General features: G+C 60.7%; 22 protein-coding genes. 15 read left to right on the forward strand and 7 right to left on the reverse strand.

What is annotated here, in order from left to right; genetic code table 11:
- Window positions 1–76 precede the first annotated feature (76 nt).
- From Q0Z94_RS06350 to Q0Z94_RS06365, 4 genes are all read left to right on the forward strand, one after another.
- Window positions 77–535 carry a DUF1016 N-terminal domain-containing protein gene (locus tag Q0Z94_RS06350; RefSeq protein ID WP_298068178.1) on the forward strand — a complete coding sequence of 153 codons (459 nt, stop codon included), beginning with the start codon at window positions 77–79 and terminating at the stop codon, window positions 533–535.
- Window positions 532–3,573, forward strand: a complete 3,042-nt coding sequence (locus tag Q0Z94_RS06355; protein WP_298068179.1) for a DEAD/DEAH box helicase family protein — start codon at window positions 532–534, stop codon at window positions 3,571–3,573. Before Q0Z94_RS06350 ends, Q0Z94_RS06355 begins: the two co-directional genes overlap by 4 nt.
- A gap of 377 nt (window positions 3,574–3,950) precedes the next feature.
- Entirely contained in the window at window positions 3,951–4,382 is a 432-nt protein-coding gene (locus Q0Z94_RS06360; protein WP_298068180.1) for a glutaredoxin family protein, read from the forward strand.
- On the forward strand, window positions 4,360–4,677 hold the full coding sequence (locus tag Q0Z94_RS06365) for a ferredoxin-thioredoxin reductase catalytic domain-containing protein (protein ID WP_298068181.1): 318 nt from the start codon (window positions 4,360–4,362) through the stop codon (window positions 4,675–4,677). Before Q0Z94_RS06360 ends, Q0Z94_RS06365 begins: the two co-directional genes overlap by 23 nt.
- 164 nt (window positions 4,678–4,841) lie before the next feature.
- On the opposite strand, the gene trpA is transcribed toward Q0Z94_RS06365, so the two are convergent.
- From trpA to Q0Z94_RS06395, 6 genes are read right to left on the reverse strand one after another with little or no spacing between them, the layout of a single operon-like run.
- Window positions 4,842–5,612 (reverse strand): tryptophan synthase subunit alpha, encoded by a 771-nt coding sequence (trpA, locus tag Q0Z94_RS06370; protein WP_298068182.1) that lies wholly within the window; start codon window positions 5,610–5,612, stop codon window positions 4,842–4,844.
- Between the two features lie 27 nt (window positions 5,613–5,639).
- Window positions 5,640–6,812 carry a tryptophan synthase subunit beta gene (gene trpB / locus Q0Z94_RS06375; RefSeq protein WP_298068183.1) on the reverse strand — a complete coding sequence of 391 codons (1,173 nt, stop codon included), beginning with the start codon at window positions 6,810–6,812 and terminating at the stop codon, window positions 5,640–5,642.
- Window positions 6,809–7,459: a phosphoribosylanthranilate isomerase gene (locus Q0Z94_RS06380; protein WP_298068184.1), complete on the reverse strand. Its 651-nt coding sequence runs from the start codon at window positions 7,457–7,459 to the stop codon at window positions 6,809–6,811. The genes trpB and Q0Z94_RS06380 overlap by 4 nt, the downstream gene beginning before the upstream one ends.
- Window positions 7,449–8,306: an indole-3-glycerol-phosphate synthase gene (locus Q0Z94_RS06385; protein ID WP_298068185.1), complete on the reverse strand. Its 858-nt coding sequence runs from the start codon at window positions 8,304–8,306 to the stop codon at window positions 7,449–7,451. The genes Q0Z94_RS06380 and Q0Z94_RS06385 overlap by 11 nt, the downstream gene beginning before the upstream one ends.
- Entirely contained in the window at window positions 8,306–9,892 is a 1,587-nt protein-coding gene (gene trpD, locus Q0Z94_RS06390) for an anthranilate phosphoribosyltransferase (protein WP_298068186.1), read from the reverse strand. Before trpD ends, Q0Z94_RS06385 begins: the two co-directional genes overlap by 1 nt.
- Window positions 9,873–11,309 carry an anthranilate synthase component I family protein gene (locus Q0Z94_RS06395; RefSeq protein WP_298068187.1) on the reverse strand — a complete coding sequence of 479 codons (1,437 nt, stop codon included), beginning with the start codon at window positions 11,307–11,309 and terminating at the stop codon, window positions 9,873–9,875. Before Q0Z94_RS06395 ends, trpD begins: the two co-directional genes overlap by 20 nt.
- A gap of 595 nt (window positions 11,310–11,904) precedes the next feature.
- Between Q0Z94_RS06395 and Q0Z94_RS06400 the strand changes: the two genes are divergently transcribed.
- From Q0Z94_RS06400 to aroE, 9 genes are all read left to right on the forward strand, one after another.
- Window positions 11,905–12,702, forward strand: coding sequence for a 2-amino-3,7-dideoxy-D-threo-hept-6-ulosonate synthase (locus tag Q0Z94_RS06400; protein WP_298068188.1), 798 nt, complete (start codon window positions 11,905–11,907; stop codon window positions 12,700–12,702).
- Window positions 12,703–13,046: 344 nt separating this feature from the next.
- Complete coding sequence (locus Q0Z94_RS06405; protein WP_298068189.1) at window positions 13,047–13,853, forward strand: 2-amino-3,7-dideoxy-D-threo-hept-6-ulosonate synthase; 807 nt, start codon at window positions 13,047–13,049, stop codon at window positions 13,851–13,853.
- A 10-nt stretch (window positions 13,854–13,863) separates the two neighbouring features.
- Complete coding sequence (locus tag Q0Z94_RS06410) at window positions 13,864–14,832, forward strand: 3-dehydroquinate synthase II family protein (protein ID WP_298068190.1); 969 nt, start codon at window positions 13,864–13,866, stop codon at window positions 14,830–14,832.
- A 2-nt stretch (window positions 14,833–14,834) separates the two neighbouring features.
- On the forward strand, window positions 14,835–15,977 hold the full coding sequence (gene pheA, locus Q0Z94_RS06415; RefSeq protein WP_298068191.1) for a prephenate dehydratase: 1,143 nt from the start codon (window positions 14,835–14,837) through the stop codon (window positions 15,975–15,977).
- A 3-nt stretch (window positions 15,978–15,980) separates the two neighbouring features.
- Window positions 15,981–17,300, forward strand: a complete 1,320-nt coding sequence (gene aroA / locus Q0Z94_RS06420) for a 3-phosphoshikimate 1-carboxyvinyltransferase (protein WP_298068192.1) — start codon at window positions 15,981–15,983, stop codon at window positions 17,298–17,300.
- Window positions 17,297–18,127: a prephenate dehydrogenase/arogenate dehydrogenase family protein gene (locus Q0Z94_RS06425; protein WP_298068193.1), complete on the forward strand. Its 831-nt coding sequence runs from the start codon at window positions 17,297–17,299 to the stop codon at window positions 18,125–18,127. Before aroA ends, Q0Z94_RS06425 begins: the two co-directional genes overlap by 4 nt.
- Complete coding sequence (gene aroC, locus Q0Z94_RS06430) at window positions 18,127–19,185, forward strand: chorismate synthase (RefSeq protein WP_298068194.1); 1,059 nt, start codon at window positions 18,127–18,129, stop codon at window positions 19,183–19,185. Before Q0Z94_RS06425 ends, aroC begins: the two co-directional genes overlap by 1 nt.
- Window positions 19,182–19,697, forward strand: a complete 516-nt coding sequence (locus Q0Z94_RS06435) for a shikimate kinase (RefSeq protein ID WP_298068195.1) — start codon at window positions 19,182–19,184, stop codon at window positions 19,695–19,697. The genes aroC and Q0Z94_RS06435 overlap by 4 nt, the downstream gene beginning before the upstream one ends.
- A 17-nt stretch (window positions 19,698–19,714) precedes the next feature.
- Window positions 19,715–20,593, forward strand: a complete 879-nt coding sequence (aroE, locus tag Q0Z94_RS06440; protein WP_298068196.1) for a shikimate dehydrogenase — start codon at window positions 19,715–19,717, stop codon at window positions 20,591–20,593.
- Window positions 20,594–20,664: 71 nt separating this feature from the next.
- Here aroE and Q0Z94_RS06445 read toward each other — a convergent pair whose 3' ends face one another.
- Window positions 20,665–20,841, reverse strand: a complete 177-nt coding sequence (locus Q0Z94_RS06445) for a MarR family transcriptional regulator (RefSeq protein ID WP_298068197.1) — start codon at window positions 20,839–20,841, stop codon at window positions 20,665–20,667.
- Window positions 20,842–20,949: 108 nt separating this feature from the next.
- On the opposite strand from Q0Z94_RS06445, the gene Q0Z94_RS06450 reads away from it, so the two are divergent.
- On the forward strand, window positions 20,950–22,902 hold the full coding sequence (locus Q0Z94_RS06450) for a hypothetical protein (protein ID WP_298068198.1): 1,953 nt from the start codon (window positions 20,950–20,952) through the stop codon (window positions 22,900–22,902).
- Between the two features lie 126 nt (window positions 22,903–23,028).
- A complete protein-coding gene (locus Q0Z94_RS06455) occupies window positions 23,029–23,355 on the forward strand; it encodes a hypothetical protein (protein WP_298068199.1) in 327 nt (108 codons plus the stop codon).
- Window positions 23,356–23,359: the final 4 nt, after the last annotated feature.

Raw genomic sequence — 23,359 nt, forward strand, 5'->3', positions numbered from 1 at the left:
ATTTTCAAGCTCCATATGCCTGAGGACGCAGCGGACATTGCCAAGCGTGTGAAGGTGCTTTAGAGGGAGAACGGAGATGGACAACTACAGCTTGACCTCAAAAAACGCCGGCATCGCTCCTCTCTCTCATGCACTGAACGCGGAGTTTTGCAAGGGATTCTCGGTTGATACCCTAGAAAACACAAGAAAGTTTTACCGTTGTTATCAGAATCGAATTTCCGAAACAGTGCTTCGGAAATTTGTTGCGCAAAAATCCGAGACGCTGTTTCGGATTTCGGACAAGCCTCTTCCTTTCACGCTGTCCTGGTCTCATTATCTTCAGCTTATGCGGATCAAAAATCCGGAAGAACGCAGATTTTGCTATGTCTTGATTGACCTTAAAAAAGAAAAGAATGACGCTGTGGTTGAAATGACCTTGCCGGAGAACAGCAATATCTTTGCGTCAGAATACAGCTTGTATCTACCGGATAAGAAGATGCTTCAAGGCAAGCTTCAGGAATGGATTGACGAGGGAATCGGAGGTGAAGACCATTGAAACTGCAATTCAAACACCAGAATTTCCAGGCTGACGCGGCAAAAGCCGTTGTTGATGTCTTCGCCGGGCAGCCCCGCCTTACGCCCACCTACATGATGGACAAAGGATACGGTCTGCAAAAACTTACCGACGATGAGAACTTCACCGGCTGGCGCAACGAACATATTGTGCCGGAGCTTTCCGATGCGTTGATTCTGGAGCATATTCAGCAGATCCAGCGCGCCCATCAGATCAAGCCTTCCGAAAAGCTGGAGGGCCGCTTCAATCTGACGATTGAAATGGAAACCGGCGTCGGCAAGACCTATACCTACATCAAGACGATGTATGAGCTGAACAAGCACTATGGCTGGAGCAAGTTCATCATTGTGGTGCCGAGCATCGCTATCCGCGAAGGCGTCTATAAGACCTTTCAAGTGACGCAGGAGCACTTTGCGGAGGAATACGGCAAAAAAATCCGCTTCTTCATCTATAATTCAGCCCAGCTCTCCGAGATTGACCGCTTTGCCTCTGACAGCTCCATCAACGTCATGATCATCAATTCGCAGGCGTTTAATGCCAAAGGCAAGGATGCCAGACGAATATACATGAAGCTGGACGAGTTCCGCTCCCGGCGTCCAATCGACATCATCGCGAAGACGAATCCGATTCTGATTATCGACGAGCCGCAGTCTGTTGAAGGCAAGCAGACCAAGGAACGTCTCAAGGAGTTTCAGCCACTGCTTACTCTGCGGTATTCCGCCACACACAAGAGCGACAGCATCTATAACATGGTCTATCGTCTGGATGCGATGGACGCCTATAACAAGCGCCTGGTAAAAAAGATTGCTGTTAAAGGAATCTCGGAAACTGGAACTACCGCTGCCAACAGCTATGTTTACCTGGAGAGCGTCAACCTTTCCCAAAGCGATCCCACGGCAACCCTGCAGTTTGACGTAAAGCAAGCCGCAGGCATCAAGCAAAAGAGCAGGTTGGTCAAGCTTCGCGATAATCTCTATGACTACTCCAACGGGCTGGAAGAATACAAGAACGGCTTTGTGGTGAAATCCATTGATGGCCGTGATAATTCCGTGGAGTTCCTGAACGGTATCAAAATTTTTGTCGGGGACGTCCTGGGAAAAGTTGATGAGGATCAGCTCCGCCGGCTCCAGATCCGGGAGACCATCCTCTCCCATATCCAGAAGGAGCGTCAGCTCTTCCATAAGGGCATCAAGGTCCTGAGCCTGTTCTTCATCGATGAGGTTGCCAATTACCGTGAGTACGACGCTGCCGGTCAACCGGCAAACGGTAAGTACGCTGTGATGTTTGAGGAAGAGTATGCCGATATTATCGGCCACCTCCAGCTCGCCCTGGGGGAGGATGATTACATTGAATACCTGAACAGCATCAAGGTGTCCAGGACTCATGCCGGATACTTCTCTGTGGACGGCAAGGGTAAGATGATCAACAGTAAGGTCGGCAGAAAAGAAACGACTTCCGATGACGTCAGCGCCTATGAATTAATCATGAAGAACAAGGAGCTGCTTCTGGACCGTGATCCGAAGAAATCTCCGGTGCGTTTTCTCTTCTCGCACTCTGCCTTGCGCGAAGGCTGGGATAACCCCAACGTGTTCCAGATCTGCACCCTGAAGCAAAGCTCCAGCGATGTCCGCAAGCGCCAGGAAGTGGGCCGCGGCCTGCGCCTGTGCGTTAATCAGGACGGCGAGCGCATGGATACCAACGCAGTTGGAAACGAGGTACACACTATCAATGTCCTGACGGTTATCGCCAGCGAAAGCTACGATTCCTTTGCAAAGGGCCTGCAGACTGAAATGGCGGATGCCGTTGCAGACCGCCCGCGTTCCGTCACCGTTGAACTGTTTGCCGACAGGGTTATCACGGATGACAAAGGAAACAAGCATGTTATTGATAAGGATACCGCTCAGGTAATCCGCGACCACATGCTCATTAACAACTATATCACCAGCAAGGGGATGCTGACGGATAAATACTATCAGGACAAGGCCAATGGAGAGATTAAAGTGGCGGAGGAGGTTGCGGATTGCGCAGCGTCCGTCATAGCGATCGTTGACTCCATTTACGATGCCCGCAGCCTGCAGCCGGAAAATGCCCGCAGCAACAATGTAGAGCTGCATATCGATAAGAACAAGATGGCCATGCCGGAGTTCAAGTCACTCTGGTCCAGTATCAATGCCAAGTCAGTGTATGCTGTGGACTTTGACACGGAAGAGCTGGTGCACAACTCTATTAAGTCGCTCAGCAACGACCTGCATGTTTCAAAAATTTATTTCCGTGTTGAGACCGGAGCGATGGAATCCATCAACTCCAAGGAGGAACTTCTGTCAGGCGATTCCTTTGTCAAAAAGGAATCTACAAGCCACGGCGTAACCGTCACAGCAAATTCCCATGTGAAGTATGACCTCATCGGAAAGCTGGTGGATGAGACCGGCCTGACCAGAAAGGCCATCGTTGCTATTCTTCAGGGTATCACCCCCGAAGCCTTTAACCAGTTTAAGGACAATCCGGAGGAATTTATTCTGAAGGCGGCAGCTCTGATTAATGACCAGAAGGCAAAAGCCATTATTAATCATATTACCTATCATGTTCTGGATGAACATTACGGTATGGATATATTCACCGAGCCGACTCTAAAGGGCAAGCTGGGTGAGAATGCGAAAAAAGCCCAGAAACACCTTTATGACCATATCATCTACGACTCCAACACCGAACGCGATTTTGCGACCGACCTTGATACCAAGGCAGAAGTTGCTGTTTACGTCAAACTACCGGGCGGTTTTTACATTTCCACACCCGTTGGACGCTACAATCCAGACTGGGCCATTGCCTTTTATAAGGACAAGGTAAAGCATATCTATTTTGTAGCAGAGACAAAGGGTTCCCCGAATCCCGAGGATCGGAGGGAGATTGAGAATTCCAAGATCGACTGCGCAAGAAAACACTTCAAGGCCCTTTCCAGCGGCAATGTCGTCTATGATGTTGTACACAGCTGCCAGTCCCTGCTGGAGAAAGTTATGAAGTAAGAGACCCCAACGTTTAATCATCAGAAGAAAAGCACGAAGTGCAGCGAGTTTTCTGCCCTTCGTGCTTTTCCTGTTTCTGACTGACAGGCTCCGCAACGCCCCTGAAGCGCTTCCCTGCTGTCCTCTCCGTGAAAATTTGGGGGACTCCCGGCCCATGCCGGTTTAAGCAAAGACGCCGTCAGCCTTTCCTTTCTGCTTGTTAGCAAGCTGCGCGGCAACGAAAGCACTGCTTCGTCTTCCATCCTTCCCGCAGAAAACACCAGCCGCGTTCCCTCGGGCCCCCGCAGAACACTTGACATTTCCCCGACATCGGACGGATAGTTTTTCAGCTCTGAAAACGACAGGGCAAGTGTCCCTTACCTCTGAAGGAATCCGTCATGGAGATTGAAACCGGCATTCTGTTTTTCGGCGGCGCGGCCCTCTGCGTTCTCATCGCCGTCCTTCTGCTCAAAAGGAAGCGTCCCTCCGAGAAAAGCGAACAGGCGGAGGAGGAACTGCAGGGCGATCAGGCTCTGTACGAACTGGGCATGAACCCCATTTCGGACAAGCCCATTCTCTACTCGCTGACCACCTGCCCGCACTGCAAGAACACCCGCAGCTTTCTGGACGCGGAACACGTTCCCTACATCTCCATCTTTCTGGACGAGTACGCGGGCCAGCAGCGCACCGACCTCATGGAAAAAGTCCGTACCTATAATCCCCGCGGCTCGTTCCCGACCATCATCATGCCGAACGGCAAGGTGATCGTGGGCTATCGCAAACAGCTTTTGCAGGAGGCTCTGGCCCATGTCGCCGGAAGAACTGCTTGAAAAAATGGCAAAAGCCGCCGCACGCAAGGGCTACTTTCTCCATGCCGACCGCAGCCACTGCCTCGAAACCGCGAAAAGCCTGCTCTTCAACAGGGAAAAATACGGCTACATGTGCTGCCCGTGCCGCCTCGCAGCGAGCGACCTCAAGCAGGACGCGGACATCGTCTGCCCCTGCCGCTACCGTGACGCGGACATTCTCGAACACGGCGCCTGCCTCTGCTCCTTCTTTGTCTCCGAAGAACACAAGGACGATCTCGAATTTTTCCCGGTCATTGACGATCGCCGCGAAGGATAGCTTCTCTCCCTTCCCTGCCCTCTCCCTCCTCCCCGAACATACCCCTTGTGCACTTCGTCATGAGGAGTCTTCTTTCACGGTCTCCGAGGGCACGGGCTGGAACCGAAAGCAAAACGGGCGGCCTCCGCAGAAGCCGCCCGTGTCCAAAGAACGCTGAAAAGAGGCTAGTTCGTCCACGCCTCCATGAAGGACGCGGCGGACTTGCCCTCCGAAAGGTGATGGAGCAGGGCGCTCCCGAAAACGGCTGCGTCGGGACGGACGCGTCCCTTCAGGGAAGCGAGCTGTTCCGGCGTCTTCAGGCCAAAGCCCAGCGCCACGGGCAGGGAAAAGACCCTGCGGGTGCGTTCAATGATTTCAGGCACTTCGGGAGGCAGAGCTCCGCGTTCACCCGTGGTTCCCATGACGGAAACCACATACACATAGCCCTGCGAAACCTCAGCATAGAGCTTCATGCGCTCCTCGCTGGTATTCGGACCCACCAGCGCGATAAGAGCGATACCGTGGGCCTTGAGCACATCGCGCAGCTCTTCGGCCTCGTCCACGGGCAGGTCGGGCACGATGCAGCCGTGGACGCCGGCTTCTTCTGCCTCTCTGGCAAAGCGCTCCAGTCCGTATTGCAGGAAGGGATTCAGGTAGCCCATGAGCACCAGTCCGGCCTTGACCTCGCCCTTGTGTTCCCTGAGCAGATCCATGATACCCCGAAGGGTCACGCCGCGGGCCAGCGCCTCGCGGGAAACCGCTTCCACCACCGGGCCATCGGCCACGGGGTCGGAGAACGGCACGCCGATTTCGATGATGTCCGCCCCGTGGGCGTCCAGTTCACGGACGGTGTTCCAGAAGGAATCGAGCGCGGGAAAACCCGCGGTGATGAACGGGATAAGGGCCGTGCGGCCGGCTTTTCCGGCGGCCAGGATTTTTTCTTCGAGAATATGCATACTTCTGTCCTTGATGCGAACGCCGGATCACTTCAGGCCGAGCGCGTGTTCGATGATGTCCATGTCCTTGTCTCCGCGGCCGGAAAGATTGACCAGCACACGGCTGCCGGGCTTGAATTCCGCGGCGTGTTTCAGCACATAGCCCAGGGCGTGGGAGGATTCCAGTGCGGGCAGGATGCCCTCGTTGAGACAGAGTGCCTGAAAAGCCTCCAGAGCATCGCCGTCATAGGCCACACCGTACCTAGCGCGCCCGATGGCGTTCAGGTAGGCGTGTTCCGGACCGACGCCAGGGTAGTCCAGCCCCGCGGAAATGGAACCGGACGGCAGAATCTGCCCCTCTTCGTCCTGCAGCAGCATGGTGTATTCCCCGTGCAGCACGCCGGGACGCCCCAGGTTGATGGAGCAGGAGTTCAGGCAGTCAGGTTCGCCCGTGCCGCCGCCCTCCACGCCGATGAGCTGCACTCCCGCATCGGGTACGAAGGCGTGGAACGCGCCGATGGCGTTGGAGCCGCCGCCCACGGCTGCCACCACATAGTCGGGCAGCGCGCCGGTGCGTTCCAGCATCTGGGCGCGGGCCTCGCGGCTGATGACGCTCTGGAAGCCGCGCACCAGATCAGGGAAGGGATACGGCCCGGCCGCCGTGCCGAAGCAGTAGTGCGTGGTCTCCTGTTCGGAGATCCAGGCGCGCAGGGCGGCGTTGATGGCGTCCTTCAGCGTGCGGGAACCGTTCTCGATGGGCTTGACCTCGGCCCCAAGAAGGCGCATGCGGCGTACGTTCGAGGACTGGCGCTCCACGTCTTCCGCGCCCATGTAGATGGTACACTTGAGGTGCAGACGGGCGGCGGCGGCCGCGGTAGCCACGCCGTGCTGCCCGGCTCCGGTCTCCGCAAGCAGCGCGGTCTTGCCCATGTATTTGGCGAGAAGCGCCTGCCCCAGCGTGTTGTTGATCTTGTGCGCGCCCGTGTGCAGCAGGTCTTCACGTTTCAGCCACAGCTCAAAGCCGAGCTTTTCGGACAGCGTCGGGCAGAAGGTCAGCGGGGTCTCGCGCCCTGCGTAATTATGCAGCAGATCGTCCAGTTCCTCCTGAAATGCCTTTGTGGGCAGAATGTCGCGCATGGCCTGTTCCAGTTCCATGAGCGGAGGCATGAGCAGTTCCGGCACGAAGCAGCCGCCAAATTCGCCAAAATATCCTTTTTTCATGGGATGTTCCTTTTTGTCCAGAGCCTTTGCCCCGGATGTGATGACGCACTCCGTACGGCCTTCACAGCGTCTTCGATGAGAGCCGCGGACTTGTGTCCCGGAGCGTCCTCCAGTTTCGAATTGAGATCCACGCCGTCGGGATGGCACACGGCAAGGGCCTGCCCGATGTTCCGGGGGCCTAGTCCGCCGGAGAGAAACCACGGATGGGGGAAATGCAGGGTGTCCAGCGCGGTCCAGTCCAGCGTCATGCCGCTGCCCAGCCCCGCGTCCAGCAGGTAGCGGCCGCAGGAAGAGGCAAAGCGGTCGATGTCCGCCTGAAGCGCTTCCTCCGTCTCGTACCTGGGAGGCCAAAGCACGCGGATGACCTCTTCCGCCGGAAAAGAGCGGGCGAGTTCCACGCTCTGACCGCCGTGAAGCTGGATGAAATCCAGACGGGCCGTCTCTTTAAAACGCTTCATCTCGTCTATGTCCCCGTGAACGAAAACGCCGACGCGGGCCATGCCGTGCGTGTCCAGACGGGCGGCGTGTTCCGCGTCTATGTCGCGGGGGCTTTTCTCGTAGGAGACGAAGCCGCAGAAATCCACGCCCAGAGCCGCGGCCCGGTCGATGGCCGCCTGATCACTCATTCCGCAGATCTTAATCCACATCTTCCCCGCCCCTTCCCCGGAGCAGACGGCGCAGATCCGCCCCGGGCGTACCGTGTTCCATGAGCGCGGAGCCGACCAGCGCGGCGTGGTAGCCGGCTGCGGCCGCGGCTTCGAGATCTTCACGGCAGGACATGCCGCTGGCCGCGATCCAGCGTTCGTTTCCCCGGGGAGGCTGTTCCCCGATAAAACGCAGACAGGCTTCCCTGTCCACCTTCAGGGTCTCGAGGTCACGGGCGTTCACCTGGATGATGCGTGCTCCGCTTTCCCGCGCCAGCGCCAGATCTCCGGCGCTGAACACCTCCACCACGGCCTGCACGCCGCCCCGTTCGGCCTGTTCGCGCAGATCCCGCAGAACGCGGGCGTCCGGCGTAAGGCGCACGATGAGCAGGAGCGCCGAAGCGGGCGTGGCCAGAGTTGCCGCAATCTGCGCCGGATGAAAGAGGAAATCCTTGCGCAGCATGGGCACGGACGGCAGAAAGGCCATCTCCTTGCCGTGCGCCAGTCCGTCGCCGTCCAGCGCCCGCTCCGTCTCCATCATGGCGGCAATGCGCCGGATGAACGAAAGGTGTCCGTGAAAGTACGTCTCTTCCGTCAATATGGACAGCGCACTGGCCCCGTTTTCGATATATTCACGCGCCGCTTCCTCGGGTTCGAGGTTCTCGCAGATGCTTCCCCGCGATGGGGAAGCCCGCTTGAACTCCGCCACCACGGGCAGCGGCCCGCCGCGCCCCCCTTCCAGAGCCTGGAGGAAGGAGGGCCGGGGCAGCGGCCAGGGTTCCGGCACATCCATGCGTTCCAGCGCGGCGATCTCCGCCTGTTTCGCCTGATAAAAGCGCTCCAGTTCCATCAGCCAAGTACCTTCTGGGCGACACCTTCAGCCACAGCCTTGCGGGCGATCTCCACGCAGTCGGCCAGGGACTTGTTGTCCTCCAGCATGTAGATGGCAAAGGCGGCGTTCACGATCATCATGTCCTGCATGGGCTTCGGCCCGCGGCCCGCCAGCAGCTCCTTGAGAACACCGCTGGCCTCCTCGCGGTCGTGGACTTCCACATCCTCGGGACGGCAGGGTTCGAAGCCGTAGTCGGCGGGATTGAAGATCAGGTCCCGCTTGACCTTGTCGCGGATCTCCACAATGCGCGTCCGGCCCATCGTGGTCAGTTCGTCGTAGCCGCCCGCGCCGCAGAACACGGCCACATGGCGGATGGGGCGAAGAAGCAGCGTGTCGGCGACGAGATCCACCATCTCCGGACGCGGCACGCCCATCATGAGATGATCGGGGCAGCCAGGATTGATCATGGGGCCAAGCATGTTGAACAGCGTGCGCATGCCGAGCTGCTTGCGCACCGGGCCGACGTTGGCGAAGGCCGGATGGAAGTACGGCGCAAACTGGAAGGCGAAATTCCGCTTCTTCAGCATGGCGATGATGGCGGCGGGATCCTTCTCCAGGGGCAGACCGAGACCTTCCACGGCGTCCGCGGCCCCGGAAGTGGAGGACACAGCACGGTTGCCGTGCTTGAGTACGCGGTAGCCAAGTCCGGCGAGGGTGAGCGCGGCGGAGGTGGAGCAGTTGAAGGAATGCTTGCCGTCACCGCCCGTGCCCACGATGTCGATGCATTTTTCCGGAACGCCTTCCACCTTCACGGCGCGGGCCAGCATGATGCGGATGGCAGCCGCCAGCTCGGAGGCCTTTTCGCCCTTCATGCGCAGGCCCATGAGCAGCGCGCCCGCCTGAGCGGGGGTCATGGAGCCGTCAAGCATGGAACCGAAGGCCACTTCCGCCTGTTCGTCGGTGAGGTCACTGCCCTGGGCCACGGATTCCAGCACCTGGCTGATGGTGGGCGCGGCGTGAGGCGCGTTGATGAGGGCATCGGGGAAATTGCGCAGAAGGCGCAGACCGTCGGGCGTCAGGATGGATTCGGGATGGAACTGCACCCCCACCCAGGGGCGATCCCGGAAGCGCATGGACATGACTTCGCCCTGCGGCCCGCGAGCCGTAACCTGGATGAGCGGGTTGGGGTGCTTGTCGTCGATCTGCACGACCAGCGAGTGATAGCGGCCCACGGTGATGGGATTGGGCACGCCGCGGTAGATACCCTTGCCGTCGTGGACGATCTCCGAAGTCTTCCCGTGCATGATGACAGGCCCCACCACCACTTCCGAACCGGCATACAGGCCGAGAACCTGATGGCCGAGGCAGACGCCGAGTACCGGGATCTTGGGGCTGAGCTGCTTGAGAAAGTCGAGGCAGTAACCGGCCCTGGAGGGATGGCCCGGCCCAGGAGAAATACAGACCATGCGCAGGGAAGGATCATTGGCCAGAGCCAGAAGGCCCGGGTCGTCGTTCTTCACCACAAGGGGCTGATGCCCCAGTTTGCAGAAAGCCTGGGCCAGATTGTAGGTGAACGAATCGTAATTATCGATGAGCAGGAACATAGGAATCTCCCGATGCAGAGCAGGCAAGGCGCATGATGGCCGATTTGTTGCGAACTTCCTTCCATTCCAGAGCAGGATTGGAATCAAACACGATACCGCCTCCGGCCTGCCAGTTCAGGCGGCCGCCGCGCACCCACATACTGCGGATGGTGATGCCGGTATCGAGGTGAACGCTGTCCTTGTCCAGACCTATCCAGCCGACGCAGCCCGCATACGGCCCGCGGGGGCGCTGCTCCATTTCGGCGATAATCTCCATGGCGCGCAGCTTGGGCGCTCCGCTCACCGTCCCCGCCGGGAAGGTGGCGGCCAGCACATCCAGGGCGTCCAGCCCTTCCAGAAGCTCCGCCGTGACGCGGCTCGTCATGTGCATGACATGGGAGAAGCGCTCCACGGTCATGAGCCGCTCCACTTCCACGGTGCCGGGCCGTGCGACGTGACCGAGGTCGTTGCGTCCCAGATCCACAAGCATCATGTGTTCAGCCCGTTCCTTGGGATCGGCGAGCAGCTCTGAGGCCAGAGCCTCATCCTCGTCCTCGGTGCGGCCGCGGCGCCGTGTGCCAGCGATGGGAGCGGTGATGAGCTTGCCGCCGTCGCACTTGACCATGACTTCCGGCGAAGAACCGAACAGCGCCACACCCGGCAGACGCATGAAGAACATGTAGGGGGAAGCGTTGCTGCAGCGCATACGCCGGTACAGGGTCAGCGGATCACCGTTGAAGGGCGCGCTGAAATTCACGGAAGGCACAACCTGAATGGCCTCGCCCTGGCGCAGCATTTCCTTGATGCGCTCCACTATGGACTGATAGCCCTGTCCGTCGGGGCAGGAGGCGACCAGCGATTCATCAATGACGCAGGCGTCCAGTTCGCCGTACATGGCCGCATGACCGCCGAACACGGGTTTGTGTTCCCCAAGGCTCACCTGAGCCAGACGGTTATACACATGGTCGAAGAGCATCACCGTACCGGGCAGGCAGAGGATGCATTCCGCATCTTCCGGGCGCAGCACCTCTTCCAGCTTGGGATTGAACAGCCCCGCCATGCCGAAGCCGAAGTAGCCGCACAAGGAACGCGTCATGGGCGGAAGATCCGCCGCCGCAGGATCGGGCATGACTTCGAGGTTGCGCATCACGGAACGCAGCCCTTCCACAAAGGGCATACCGTCGAAACGCTTCAGTCCTTCCAGCCGTCCATCATTGACGGTGCATTCCAGCTTCCCTCCGGCGCAGCGCAGGATGAGCGCCATGTCGCAGGCCAGCGCGCTGTACCTGCCCCAGCGCCCGTCCACTTCCGCGCTTTCCAGCAGAATGCCGGTCTTGCCCTGAGCCATGCCCATGAACAGACTGATGGGCGTATCCATGTCCGCCGGGAGCCAGCGGACATGCTGACCTATACGAATAGGCAACGTCTGAGCTTCCATAAACAACATCCTCTCTTGAAAGTAAAAAAATGCCGTTCCTCTGGGAGGAACGGCATTTCCTTTGAACTGTATCCGGCGTTTATCCATGCACCGAGACCGCATCCTCCCCCTTGGAAGAGATACGCCACCACCAGCCGTTGAAGCAGGAAGTGCGGAACATGGTAAACATCGGTTTCTCCTCATCAAAAAGGCTTCTTGAGACGTTCTTTGTATAGCGCCATGTTAAAAATCTGTCAACTGTTTCTTTGCAGTCTTCCTTTCCTTTAAAGAAAAACGCAGGCGGGCATCTCATCATCGCTTCTTCTGCAGCGAATTTGCGGCTCTCTTCCGGCATGACGCCGGAAGATGCAAAAAACTTGTTGACGTGCCGCCGTAAAACAGGCTAGGAACTCAAAAAAAGGACACCACGTCATGCAGCGTTTCTTCCGCCCCGCGTACTTCAGCTTTACCGGCAGCTTCGGCTGGTGGTATCCCTGCTCTGTACCCGCCTGCGGAACCTTCTGCTGATTTTTACCATCATCAGACATACATCAAGCCGCAGGCAGAAGCCGGCGGCTTTTTTAGTCCCGGAAGGCCTGCAAGAGAGGTTCACATTATGGAAGTCGGTTCCCTCAGACGATTCAACCGCATCATCAATCCCAAAACCGGACGCGCCATCGTCGTGCCCATGGATCACGGCATGTCCGACGGCGCGCCCCGCGGCCTGCGCGACATGGCCAAGGCCATCAATGACATGGATGAAGGCGGTGCCGACGCCGTTCTCCTGCACAAGGGACTTATCCACAAGGCTAACTACGAAGAGCACATGCGCATGGGCTTCATCATGCACATCTCGGCTTCCACCAGCCTTTCCAGCCGCCCCAACAAAAAGATGCTCGTGGGCGACGTGGAGGAAGCCGTGCGCCTTGGGGCCGACGCCGTATCCATACACGTCAACCTCGGCGATGAGGACGAAAGCCTCATGCTCTCCGATGCCGGAATGATCGCCAAGCAGTGCAGTCTGTGGGGTATGCCGCTCATGATCATGGTCTACGCCCGCGGCCACGACGTGGACAGCTACAATCCCCGCAACATCGCGCACTGCGCCCGCGTGGGCGCGGAAGTCGGCGCAGACATCGTGAAGGTCCCCTACACCGGCAGCGTGGAAACCTTTGCCGACGTGGTGGAAGACTGCGGCGTCCCCGTGCTCATCGCCGGAGGGCCGAAGCTCGACTCCACAAAAAAACTCCTGGAAATGGTCTACGGCTCGCTTCAGGCGGGCGGCGCGGGCCTGTCCGTGGGCCGCAACGTCTTCGAGCATCCCCGCCGCGTGGAACTGCTGAAGGCCCTGCGCGCCATGGTGCATCAGAACGCCACGGTTGAAGAGGCTCTGGCCATGATGGGCGAACAATGATGGGAGAACAATAACCCTTGCCGGAAGGCTGCCGCAGAAAAAGCACCGTGCTGAAAGAGCGGGACGATTTTCCTGTTGACGCCTTCCATCGCATGGGGTACAATTTCCCTACCTACTTAAGGAACAACGTTATGCAGCACGCCCTTTACGCCGCTATCCCCGTCAGAGCCGTACGCTTCAGCGCCTTCGGCTTCTTCTGCTTTTATTTTACGGGGATCTGCGACCGGAAGGACTGCTGACGAACGTCGAACGCAATCCTCGGGCCGCAGGCGGAACAAGCCGGCGGCCTTTTTTATACCGCCGGCAGCGGCGGCCCTTCACCTTCAGCAGAAAAGGAATGTATCATGGAACTCGGCACCAAAAAGAGACTGTCCCGCATCTTCAATTCCAACGATCACCGCACCATCGTTGTCCCCATGGATCACGGCATGACCATCGGCGCTCCCGCAGGGCTGGTGAATATCCGCAAGGCTGTGGACGACATGGCTGAAGGCGGGGCAGACGCCGTTCTCATGCACAAGGGCCTCATCCGTGCTTCCGGCTGCGCCGATGTCAACAATTCCCTCGGCCTCATCATGCACATCACGGCCTCTACCGAACTTTGTCCCGCGGGCAACACCAAGGTGCTCACCGGCACTGTGGAAGAAGCCATACGCCTCGGCGCGGACTGCGTGTCCGTGCACCTGAACCTCGGCGATGTCAACGAACGCGAAATGCTCCACACCGCCGGCACTATCGCCGATGACTGCAACCGCTGGGGTATGCCTCTGCTCATGATGCTCTACGGCCGCGGCGGTCTCATCCGCGACAGCTTCGCCCCTGACGTGGTGGCTCAGTGCGCCCGCGTGGGCGCGGAACTCGGCGCGGACATCGTCAAGGTCTCCTACACCGGCAGTCCTGAAAGCTTCCGCCGCGTCACCGAATGCTGCTGCGCCCCCGTGCTCATCGCAGGCGGCGAACGCATCGATTCCACCCGCAAGCTGCTCCAGATGGTGCATGACTCCCTGGAAGCCGGCGGCGCCGGCCTGTCCATCGGCCGCAACGTCTTCGAACATCCCCGCCGCGTCCTGCTCATGAAGGCGCTGAAAGCCATGGTTCACGGCGGCGCTTCTGTGGACGACGCCATGGAAATCGTTGGCGAAGACCGCTGAGGCGGAGCCTATGAAAATCTATTTCAAAAGCGTTCCCTTCAACAAGAATGACGTGACACTCGCCCTGGAATCGGGTGTGGACGGCGTCATCGTCACCGCAGACCATGTGTCTTCCGTGGCGGAGCTGTCACGCACGCCCGTGCTGGCCGAAGAGGATATGCCCTCCCTGTCCATGACCTGCAAGGCCGATGAGGAGAACATCCGCGACCTGCTCCTCTCCGGGAAACAGGTGGTGCTTGCCCGCGGCTGGGAAATCATCCCCGTGGAAAACCTGCTGGCCCAGTGCGCTGACGTGGCCGCCGAAGCCGGGACGCTCGACGAGGCCGTCCTGGCCTCCGGCATACTCCAGCGGGGTGTGCAGAGCATTGTGGTTCTCCCTTCCGCCATCGCTGATCTCAAGGAAATCGTGGCCCGCTGCAAGCTCAGCCGCGATCATGAAGAGCTTCAGGAAGCCGTCGTCACCCGCATCGAACCCGCCGGACTGGGGCATCGTGTCTGTGTGGACACCCTGTCCATGCTGCACCGCGGTCAGGGTATGCTGGTGGGCAATTCCAGCGCCTTCACCTTCCTTGTCCACGCCGAGACCGAGCATAATGAATATGTGGCGGCCCGTCCCTTCCGCGTCAACGCCGGAGCCGTCCACGCCTATGTGCGCCTGCCGGGCGACAGGACGACCTACCTGGCGGAAGTCAAGGCCGGAAGCGAAATGCTCGTGGTGGACAGCCAGGGCGGAACCACCGTGGCCGTCGCCGGCCGCGTGAAGGTGGAAGTGCGCCCCATGCTGCTCATCGAGGCCCGCGTGGGCGAAAAGACGGGAGCCGTGTTCCTGCAGAACGCCGAGACCATCCGCCTCACCGCGCCCGACGGTACGCCGGTCAGCGTAGTGACGCTCAAGCCCGGCGACAGAGTGCTCTGCCGTCTTGATGACGCCGGACGCCATTTTGGTATGCGCATCAAGGAAGACATTCAGGAGAAGTAATCATGGCCGATACCCCGCAGATCACGGGACTTTCCGAGCTGCGCCGCCAGATCGACGAAGTGGACTCCCAGCTTCTGGAACTCCTGAACCGCCGTTCCAGGCTCAGTCTGGCCGTGGGAGAAGCCAAGGCTCACATCCCCGGCGCAAAGGTCTTCGATCCCGCGCGTGAAGCGCAGCTTCTGGAATCCCTCGTCGCACGCAACCCCGGCCCGCTCACCGGCGGGCATATCGTATCCATCTGGCGCGAAATCATATCCGCCTCCCGCGCACTCCAGAAGCCCTGCACCGTGGCCTATCTGGGGCCTGAAGGAACCTTCTCCTTCTTTGCCGGAGTGGACTACCTGGGCAAGGCCATGACCTTCCTGCCCTGCCGTGACTTCGACGAAGTCTTCCGCAAGGTCTGCACCGGCGAATGCGACATGGGGGTGGTGCCTCTGGAAAACTCCATACACGGAACCATAGCCCAGAGCTTCGACCTCTTCTCTCAATATCCGGTGCGCATACAGGCGGAATTCTATTCGCGCATCGCCAACAGTCTCCTGAGCCGGGAAAAAAGCCTGGAAGACGTGTCCGTCGTCTATTCCCATCCCCAGCCGCTGGGACAGTGTTCCCTGTGGCTGCGGGATCATCTGCCGCACGCCCGCCTCGTCTCCGTGGAATCCACGGCCGCGGCCGCGAACCTGGCCGCTTCGACCCCTAACGCCGCGGCCATCGGGCATCACAGCCTCAGTGAGAAGCTGGAACTGAACGACCTGGCTGACAACATCGAGAACGAAAGCGCCAACTGGACGCGCTTCGTACTCATCACCCCGGGAGACAGGGAGGTCTCCAGTCCCGCCGCCAAAGAACGCAAGGACATCAAGTCCTCCCTGCTGTTCACGCTCTCCGACAAGGTGGGTGCGCTCTCAGCCGTCACGGGCCTGTTCACCCGCCACAACGTGAACATGACCAAGCTGGAATCCCGTCCCCTGCGGGGCGCCTGCTGGAAGTACATGTTCTTCACGGACGTGGAATGCGACCTGTCCGACCCCGGCTGGGCCGCCATGCTTCAGGAACTTGGTGAACAGTGCGCGTCCGTGCGCGTACTGGGCTGCTACCCCGAGGGGCCTTTCCTCGATTCCTCCACCAATACCACAGGCTTCTGATCCATGATCACGCTTCAGGCTCCCTCCTCCAAATCCGTTTCCCACCGTATGCTCATCGCAGCCGCGCTCGCCCGCGGAGAATCCAGGATCCGCCGTGTCCTTGCCAGCGCCGACCTTGAGCGTACCCGAAACGTGCTCCAGGCCGCAGGTGCGCGTCTGGACGATCTCGGAGGAGGGAACTGGAGCGTGAAGGGCATGGATCCGGGCCCCCGCGGCGGCGTCTCCATCCCCGCGGACTGCTATGTGGGAGAATCGGGCACAACCTGCCGCCTGCTCACCGCCGTGCTTGCCGCTGGACGGGGCGCCTTCCATATCCACGGCGCGGCACGTATGCACGAGCGTCCCATCGGAGCGCTTACCCGGGCACTCTCCGCCCTCGGCGCAGACATCGAATATGAAGGTGCGGACGGCTACCCTCCGCTCGTTCTGCGCACAAACGGACTTTCCGGCGGCGATGTTGAGCTGAGCGTTGACGCCTCCAGCCAGTACCTTTCCGGTCTGCTCCTCGCCGCGCCGCTCTGCGCCTCTGCCCTGCGCGTCACGCTTACGGGCAGCAAGGTCGTCTCCTGGCCCTATGTGGGGCTGACGCTTCAGGTTCTCGAAGACTACGGGATCGCCTTCCGTGTGGAAGAAAAGAAGGACGGAGAATGGCAGTGCGTCTCCTGGCGCACTCTGGACAGCGTCCGCCCAGGCGAACTGCGTATCAAAGTGGAGCCAGGGGCGTATCGCCCCGGCGAATACACCGTGGAAGGCGACTGGTCCGGGGCTTCGTACCTCCTCGCCGCCGGAGCCGTGGGCAGGGAATCCGTTCTGGTCACGGGTCTGCGCCCCGACTCGCTCCAGGGCGACCGCGCCATTCTGGACATTCTGCGCAGCATGGGCGCCGAGTGCAGCGTCCGGCCGGACGGCATCCTCGTTGCCCCGTCCGCCCTGCACGGCATCGAGGTGGACATGGGCGACTGCCCCGATCTTGTCCCCACGGCAGCCGTCACCGCGGCTTTTGCGGAAGGGTTCACCCGCATTACCGGCATCGCCCACCTGCGCATCAAGGAATGCGACCGCATCTCCGCCTGCGCCGCCATCCTGGAAAAGGCCGGAATCCGTGCCGAAGAGACGCAGGACACGCTCACCGTCCACGGTGTCGGCCCCGCCGCCCCCATTGTACCAGCGGGCACGGTGTTCCCCGTGCAAAACGACCACCGCATGGCCATGTCCGCGGCACTGCTGGGGCTGGCGCCCGGCAATGACATCACCGTGGACGACCCCGCGGTGGTGAGCAAGTCCTTTCCCGAATTCTGGAACGTCTGGAGCGCCCTGCGATGAACCGCATCGTCGTTGCCGGGTGCAGGGGACGCATGGGCGCCATGCTCATGGAACGCTTCCGGGCCGCGGAAGACCTGGAACCCGTGGGACTGGATCGCCCCTACACGGACGAAGAAACGGCGGCCGCCTGCCGCAAGGCGCGGGTGGTTCTGCTCTGCGTCCCGGCCACGGCCATCCCCGAACTGGTGGACATCCTGAAGCCGCACATGGCACCGGACACCATCCTTGCAGACATCACCTCGGTCAAGGAACTGCCCATGCAGAGCATGGAAGAGCACTGGGACGGGCCCGTAGTGGGTACGCACCCCCTCTTCGGCCCGGTACAGGCCGAAGGACTGGAACTGCGCGTCACCATCGTTCCGGGCAGGCACGCCGCAGAAGACGACGTTCGCCTTGTGGAGTCCCTGTTCCAGGGCTTCGGCTGCCTGACCTTCCGCGCCACGGCCCGGGACCACGACATGGCCGAAGCCAGAATTCAGGGCGTGAACTTCATCACGAGCGCCGTCTACTTTGCCATGACCGCGGAAGACCCCGAACTTCTGCCCTACATCACGCCCTCGTTTATGCGGCGCATGAACGCCACGGAAAAGCAGCTCATGGACGACGGGGCGCTGTTCACCTGGCTGTTCGAGGCCAATCCCCACAGTCAGACCATGATACGCCGCTACCGCAATCTTCTGTCTCTGGCCGCCGCGGGCGATGTGGATCTCATCCTGCGCAAGGCCCAGTGGTGGTGGCAGGACAGCGATGTTCTGGCCCATATCCACGAAGAAGCCAGAAAAATAGCCCTTCAGACGAAAATGGGGCTGGAAAAAGGAAAAGGATAATGCGCTACAGCCTGTTCGGCGAATCCCACGGCCCGGCCATCGGCATCGTGCTTCAGGACGTGCCTCCCGGCCTCGAAATCGACATGGACTTCATCGCCGCGGAAATGGCCCGCCGCGCTCCTGGCGGCTCCCCTCTCGCCACGGCCCGCAAGGAAAAGGACGCCGTGCGCATCGTCAGCGGCGTCTTTGAAGGCCGTGCCTGCGGAACGCCTCTCTGCGGCATCATCGAGAACACCGATACCCGCTCCCGCGACTACACGGCCACGCGCTGGCTGGCCCGGCCGGGCCATGCCGACTACGCGGCGCATCTCCGCTATCAGGGTTTTGAAGACTACCGCGGCGGCGGGCACTTCTCCGGACGGCTCACCGCACCTCTGGTCTTTGCCGGAGCCGTTGCCAAACTTGCGCTGCGGCAGAAGGGCATAGAAATCTTCGCGCACATACGCCAGGCGGCGGGCATCGATGACCGCGCCCTGGATTTCGCGCAGCCCGACCGCGAAGCCCTGCGCGCCGCAGGGAAAAAGTCCTTCCCCGTGCTCGATGACGCCCGAGGAGAATCCATGCGGCAGGCCATACTCGCAGCCCGCGCCGACGGCGACTCCGTGGGCGGGCTGCTGGAAGGCGTCATTCTCGGTATGCCCGCCGGAACGGGCGGGCCCGACTTTGACGAAAACCTCGAAACCTGTCTGGCGCGCCATCTCTTCGCCGTCCCCGCCGTAAAGGGGCTGGCCTTCGGCCTGGGCTTCGGCTTCGCCGCACTGCGCGGCAGCGAGGCCAACGACGCCTTTGTCCCCGGCAATCCCCCAGCCACGCGCACCAACCATAACGGCGGCATCAACGGCGGCATCGCCAACGGTATGCCCATCGTCTTCACCGTGGCCATCAAGCCCACGCCCTCCATCTCCCGCGAACAGGACACTGTGGATATGCGCAGCGGGGAAGCCGCAAAGCTCATCATCGCCGGACGGCATGACCCCTGCATCCTGCCGCGGGCCGTCCCCGTTGTGGAAGCCGCCGCCGCGCTGGCTGTGAGCGGCGTCCCCGGAGTACTCGCATGAAGAACATCGTGCTCATCGGTATGCCCGGAAGCGGCAAGTCCAGCCTGGGCAAACGCCTTGCCCGCAGACTGCGTATGCCGCTCTTTGACACGGACGCCATGGTAGTGGAGCGGGACGGCCGCGCCATTTCCGACATCTTTGCCGAGGACGGCGAAGCCGCTTTCCGAGACATGGAATCCGCCTGCGTCCGCGAAGCCGCAACCCAAAGCGGCGTGGTCATCTCCACGGGCGGGGGCGTCATCCTGCGCCGGGAAAACATGGACGCCCTGAAGAAAAACGGCATGGTCTTCTTCATCGACCGGCATCCGTCCCTGATCCTGAAGTCGGCCTCGCTCAGCGACCGTCCGCTGGTGCAGGACGACCGCACGCGCTTGCTTGAACTCTACCGCAGCCGCATCGCCCTGTACCGTGCCTGCGCAGACGTCACCATCCGCAATGACAGACGCATGAACAAACGCCTCAGGCGGGGGGTGCTGCAAATACTCCGGCACTATCGCCGGGCCGCCCGCTGACCGCGCAAGGAGATACCATGCAAAACCTGCTCGATGGAAAGACCCTGGCCGTCATCGGCGATCCCGTGGCCCACAGCCTCTCCCCGCTCATTCAGCAGGCCATGCTCGACGAACTGGGCTGGCGCTGCACCTACGGGCGCATCCACGTCCCCGGCGGAACCGTAGCGGCATGGCTGCCCGGGGCCGCGGCTTCGGGACTGGCCGGCTTCAACGCCACCATGCCCCACAAGACTGATCTTGTTCCCCTCATGGACACTCTTTCCGAGGACGCCCGCCTCTACCGATCCGTCAATACCGTGGTCATCCGCGACGGCGCGTTCCACGGCTTCAACACCGATGGCGAAGGCTTTCTGCGCTCGCTTCTGGATGAAGGCATCACCCCTGAAGGCCGCCGTGCTGCCGTGTTCGGCGCAGGAGGAGCCGCCCGCTCCGTGGTTCTGAAACTGGCCCGCACGGGAGCAGAACACGTCACCGTGTGCTGCCGCACTCCGGAAAAGGCCGCGGCCCTCACCGAAAATGCGCCGGACATTTCCGTGACGGACATGGCACCGGACACGCTCGCCCAGGTGCTCCGATCCGCGGATCTCTTCATCAACTGTACGCCTCTGGGCATGGAAGGCGTGAACGCGGACTTTGCGGACTTCAGCTTTCTGGACGCCCTCCCGAAAACCGCCCCGGTCTGTGATGTGATCTACCGCCCGCTCTGCACGGCTCTGCTGCACGAGGCTGCCCGCCGCGGCCACCTTGCCGTGAACGGGCTGGGCATGCTCATCCATCAGGCCATCCTGGCTCTTGAACACTTTTCGGGTGAACCCCTCGACGCCGCCGCCATGAAGTCCGCCATTCTGAAAAAGCTTCTGCCCGCCCTCCAGAGTGAAGTGCGCCCCCAACATTGACAAAAGCGGAACCGATGCCGGCTCCGCTTCGCGTTCAGGACAGGGGAAAAACGTTTCGGACTTCTGAAAAACTATTCCGCCACAGGCTCATAGAAGCAGCGCTTGGGAGAATGTATCTTGCCCGCCTTCTTAAGTTCGGCAACCGCCTTGGAAACTTCCTTGGGATCCACGCCGAGAGTCTTGGCAATATCGCCGGGACGCACGGGTTTGCCCGCCTCTTTCATCGCTTTGAGAACCTGCTCTTCCATGATACGCTCCTTTGTGAGAAAATGTGACGCGCTTGCGTCTCTGCCCCGCTTGTATCCTTTCCTTATGGGAAGGGCAAGCGTTATCAATAATGATTCCTGGATATTTTTATGGCACGATTTCCGCTTTTCCTCGCACGCCTTACCGCACTCCTGGCCGCCTTCCTTGCGGCGGGGTGCTTTTCCAGGCCCGATCCCCATGTCAACGAAGCCGTCGAAAGACGAGCCGGACCCATGTACGTTCAATGGATGGAAAAGCAGTCCTGCGCCTTCCGCAGCCGGGAACTCACGGCCATCGTCAGCGGTTCGCAGCTCGGCTGGATGAAAAGCGGCACCGAACAGCCGCTGCCCGAAAACGCCCGCGTCTGGCTCCGCGTCTCTCCCGTGACCACAGCCTGGTCCGGCGGCTCCTTCTTCTCCCGCCTCACCCGCGAGGGGCTGCCTTCCCGCCTTGCTGCCCTCGGCATACGCGGAATCTTCTTCACCGGCACCGCCGAAACCGGCGACGAATGGAAAGGGCGCACCCCCGCCGAAGAGCTGGGGCAGGACGCCATCAGTCTCGGTTTTGGCCACGTCTCCGGCACGGAAAAGGAATATGAAACCCTTGGGGAAACGCTGGCTCAGGCCGGCCTTTTGACGGGCGGGCAGCTTCTTCCGGCAGCTCTTGGAGCAGGGCCTGATTTTTCTCTGGCCCTGCGAAATGTGCGTGACTATCCGGGCCTGTTCACCCTTATAGAAATCCCCAGGGAGGCATGGGCACTGCTCCCCGTCACGGCCGATGAAGACTGGTCGGCGATCGATGCGGCGCTTCTGCGCACACTCCGCCAGCGCGGCATCCTTCCCGATATTCTGGCAGGGGAACTGCACTTTCCTGACCGCAGCGGCTGGATGGTCAGCGGCAAGGTCGTGGGTTCGGACGGCAAGACAAGACGCTGGGCCTGCCGCTGGCATTTTTCGCTTGACCGCCCCGTCCTTCACTGGGACGACCCGTCAGGCACGGCCCGGCGGATCATGGAAGCCGGAGCCATCCTGGAAGCCGGACTGCGTCACAGCCTGCTTCTGGGGCTGCGTCTGAATGCGTGGGCAGGACTTGAAGCCGCATCCCTGACAGACTCGAAGGACACGAGTCTGGAACCTGCCGGTTCCGCTCTGCGTGATCTGGCGCGGCATATCCATCATTACGGCGCAGCCGTTATGGTGGAAGACGTTTTTCCGCAGGAAGCCGTACCTCTGCTCCAATCCTGCGGCGCGGACGCTGTACGCGATCCCTTCATGGAACCGGCGCTCTCGCTTTCACTCCTGCAGGAAAATGCTGCGCCGCTGCGCAAGGCTCTGCGCCGCTCGCTCGCGCTGAAGGTGAACCACACAGGTCTGTGGCACGGCCCGCGGGACGGTATGCCCGCGCCGGACACTCTTCCCCTGCCTCCGGACTGGGTATCCCTGCTCGTCCACAAGGGACGGCTCAGACTCAACGCGCCTACCCTGGCTGCCGTGGTCTGCGGGCTTGCGCCGGCTCAGAATCCGTCCCCGGAACAACTCCCCGCACTTCTTGACATCCACGAACTCCAGATAGCCCTGAATGCTCTCCAGCCGGGCCTGCTCATGCTCTCAGGCTCCGATCTCTCCGTCAGTATCCCTGAAGGGCACAGTCTTCCCGCCGTCCCCCCGTCCTGGATTCTGGATTCCGGCCCGGTTACCCGCCAGGGCCTGCCCGCAGGACGTGCGCTTTCAGAAGAGGCGGCCAGACTTTCCGGCACAGTCCCGCCGGATGTCCGCCTGAAAGGCATTCTTGAATTGCGCGAGGCCTCCGGGATAGCCTGCGGCACACTCATGGACGTTCCCGATGCGGGAGACTCCGTCATCGCGCTGCTCTCACGCCTGCCTTCCGGGAAGTTCCTCGCCGTCTTCGGCAACGTTTCGCCGCAGCCCGTGCAGCTGGAGCCAGCCTTTGCGGCGTGGAACGGGCCTTCGCGCATTGACGCGCGCACCGGGCAGACCGCCGGGACCTCATTCAGCCTCCCCGCCTGGAGCTGGAAGGCGTTCTATCTTCCCGCCCGGCCCTAAGGTGCGCTCCTGTCTCTGTTTTTTGCCCCAGAAGGGGCTGGGAGACTTGCGCCCCCCTTTATATTCTGGGATACTTCAACCCATTGACATTCAAACTTTCCTTCCCCACAGCCTCAGGAGCACGTTATGGATAAAGACAGCGAAGCCATGGAGCAGAAACAGAACAGTCCTGACGCACAAGAGACGCCCGAAACCGCCCCTGCGGAAGGCTCTGAACTCACCCCCGAAACGGATGAGGGGCAGCCCGGCGAAATGTCTTCCTCCGAAGCCGCACCGGAAGACGAGATCCGGCTGGAGCTGGATGCTTCCGCCCCTGTCCGGAAGGACGAAGACACTGCACAGGCGGACGCACTTTCCGCCGCTCCCGCCGCAGCCTGTCCCGCAGGCCCTCTCGGACGCATCTTTGACGCGCTTGCCCGCCCGTTCTTGTGGATTATTGGGAGGCTGTTTTGAAGGA

It is taken from the genome of uncultured Mailhella sp. (assembly GCF_947631555.1).
Lineage (GTDB): Bacteria > Desulfobacterota > Desulfovibrionia > Desulfovibrionales > Desulfovibrionaceae > Mailhella.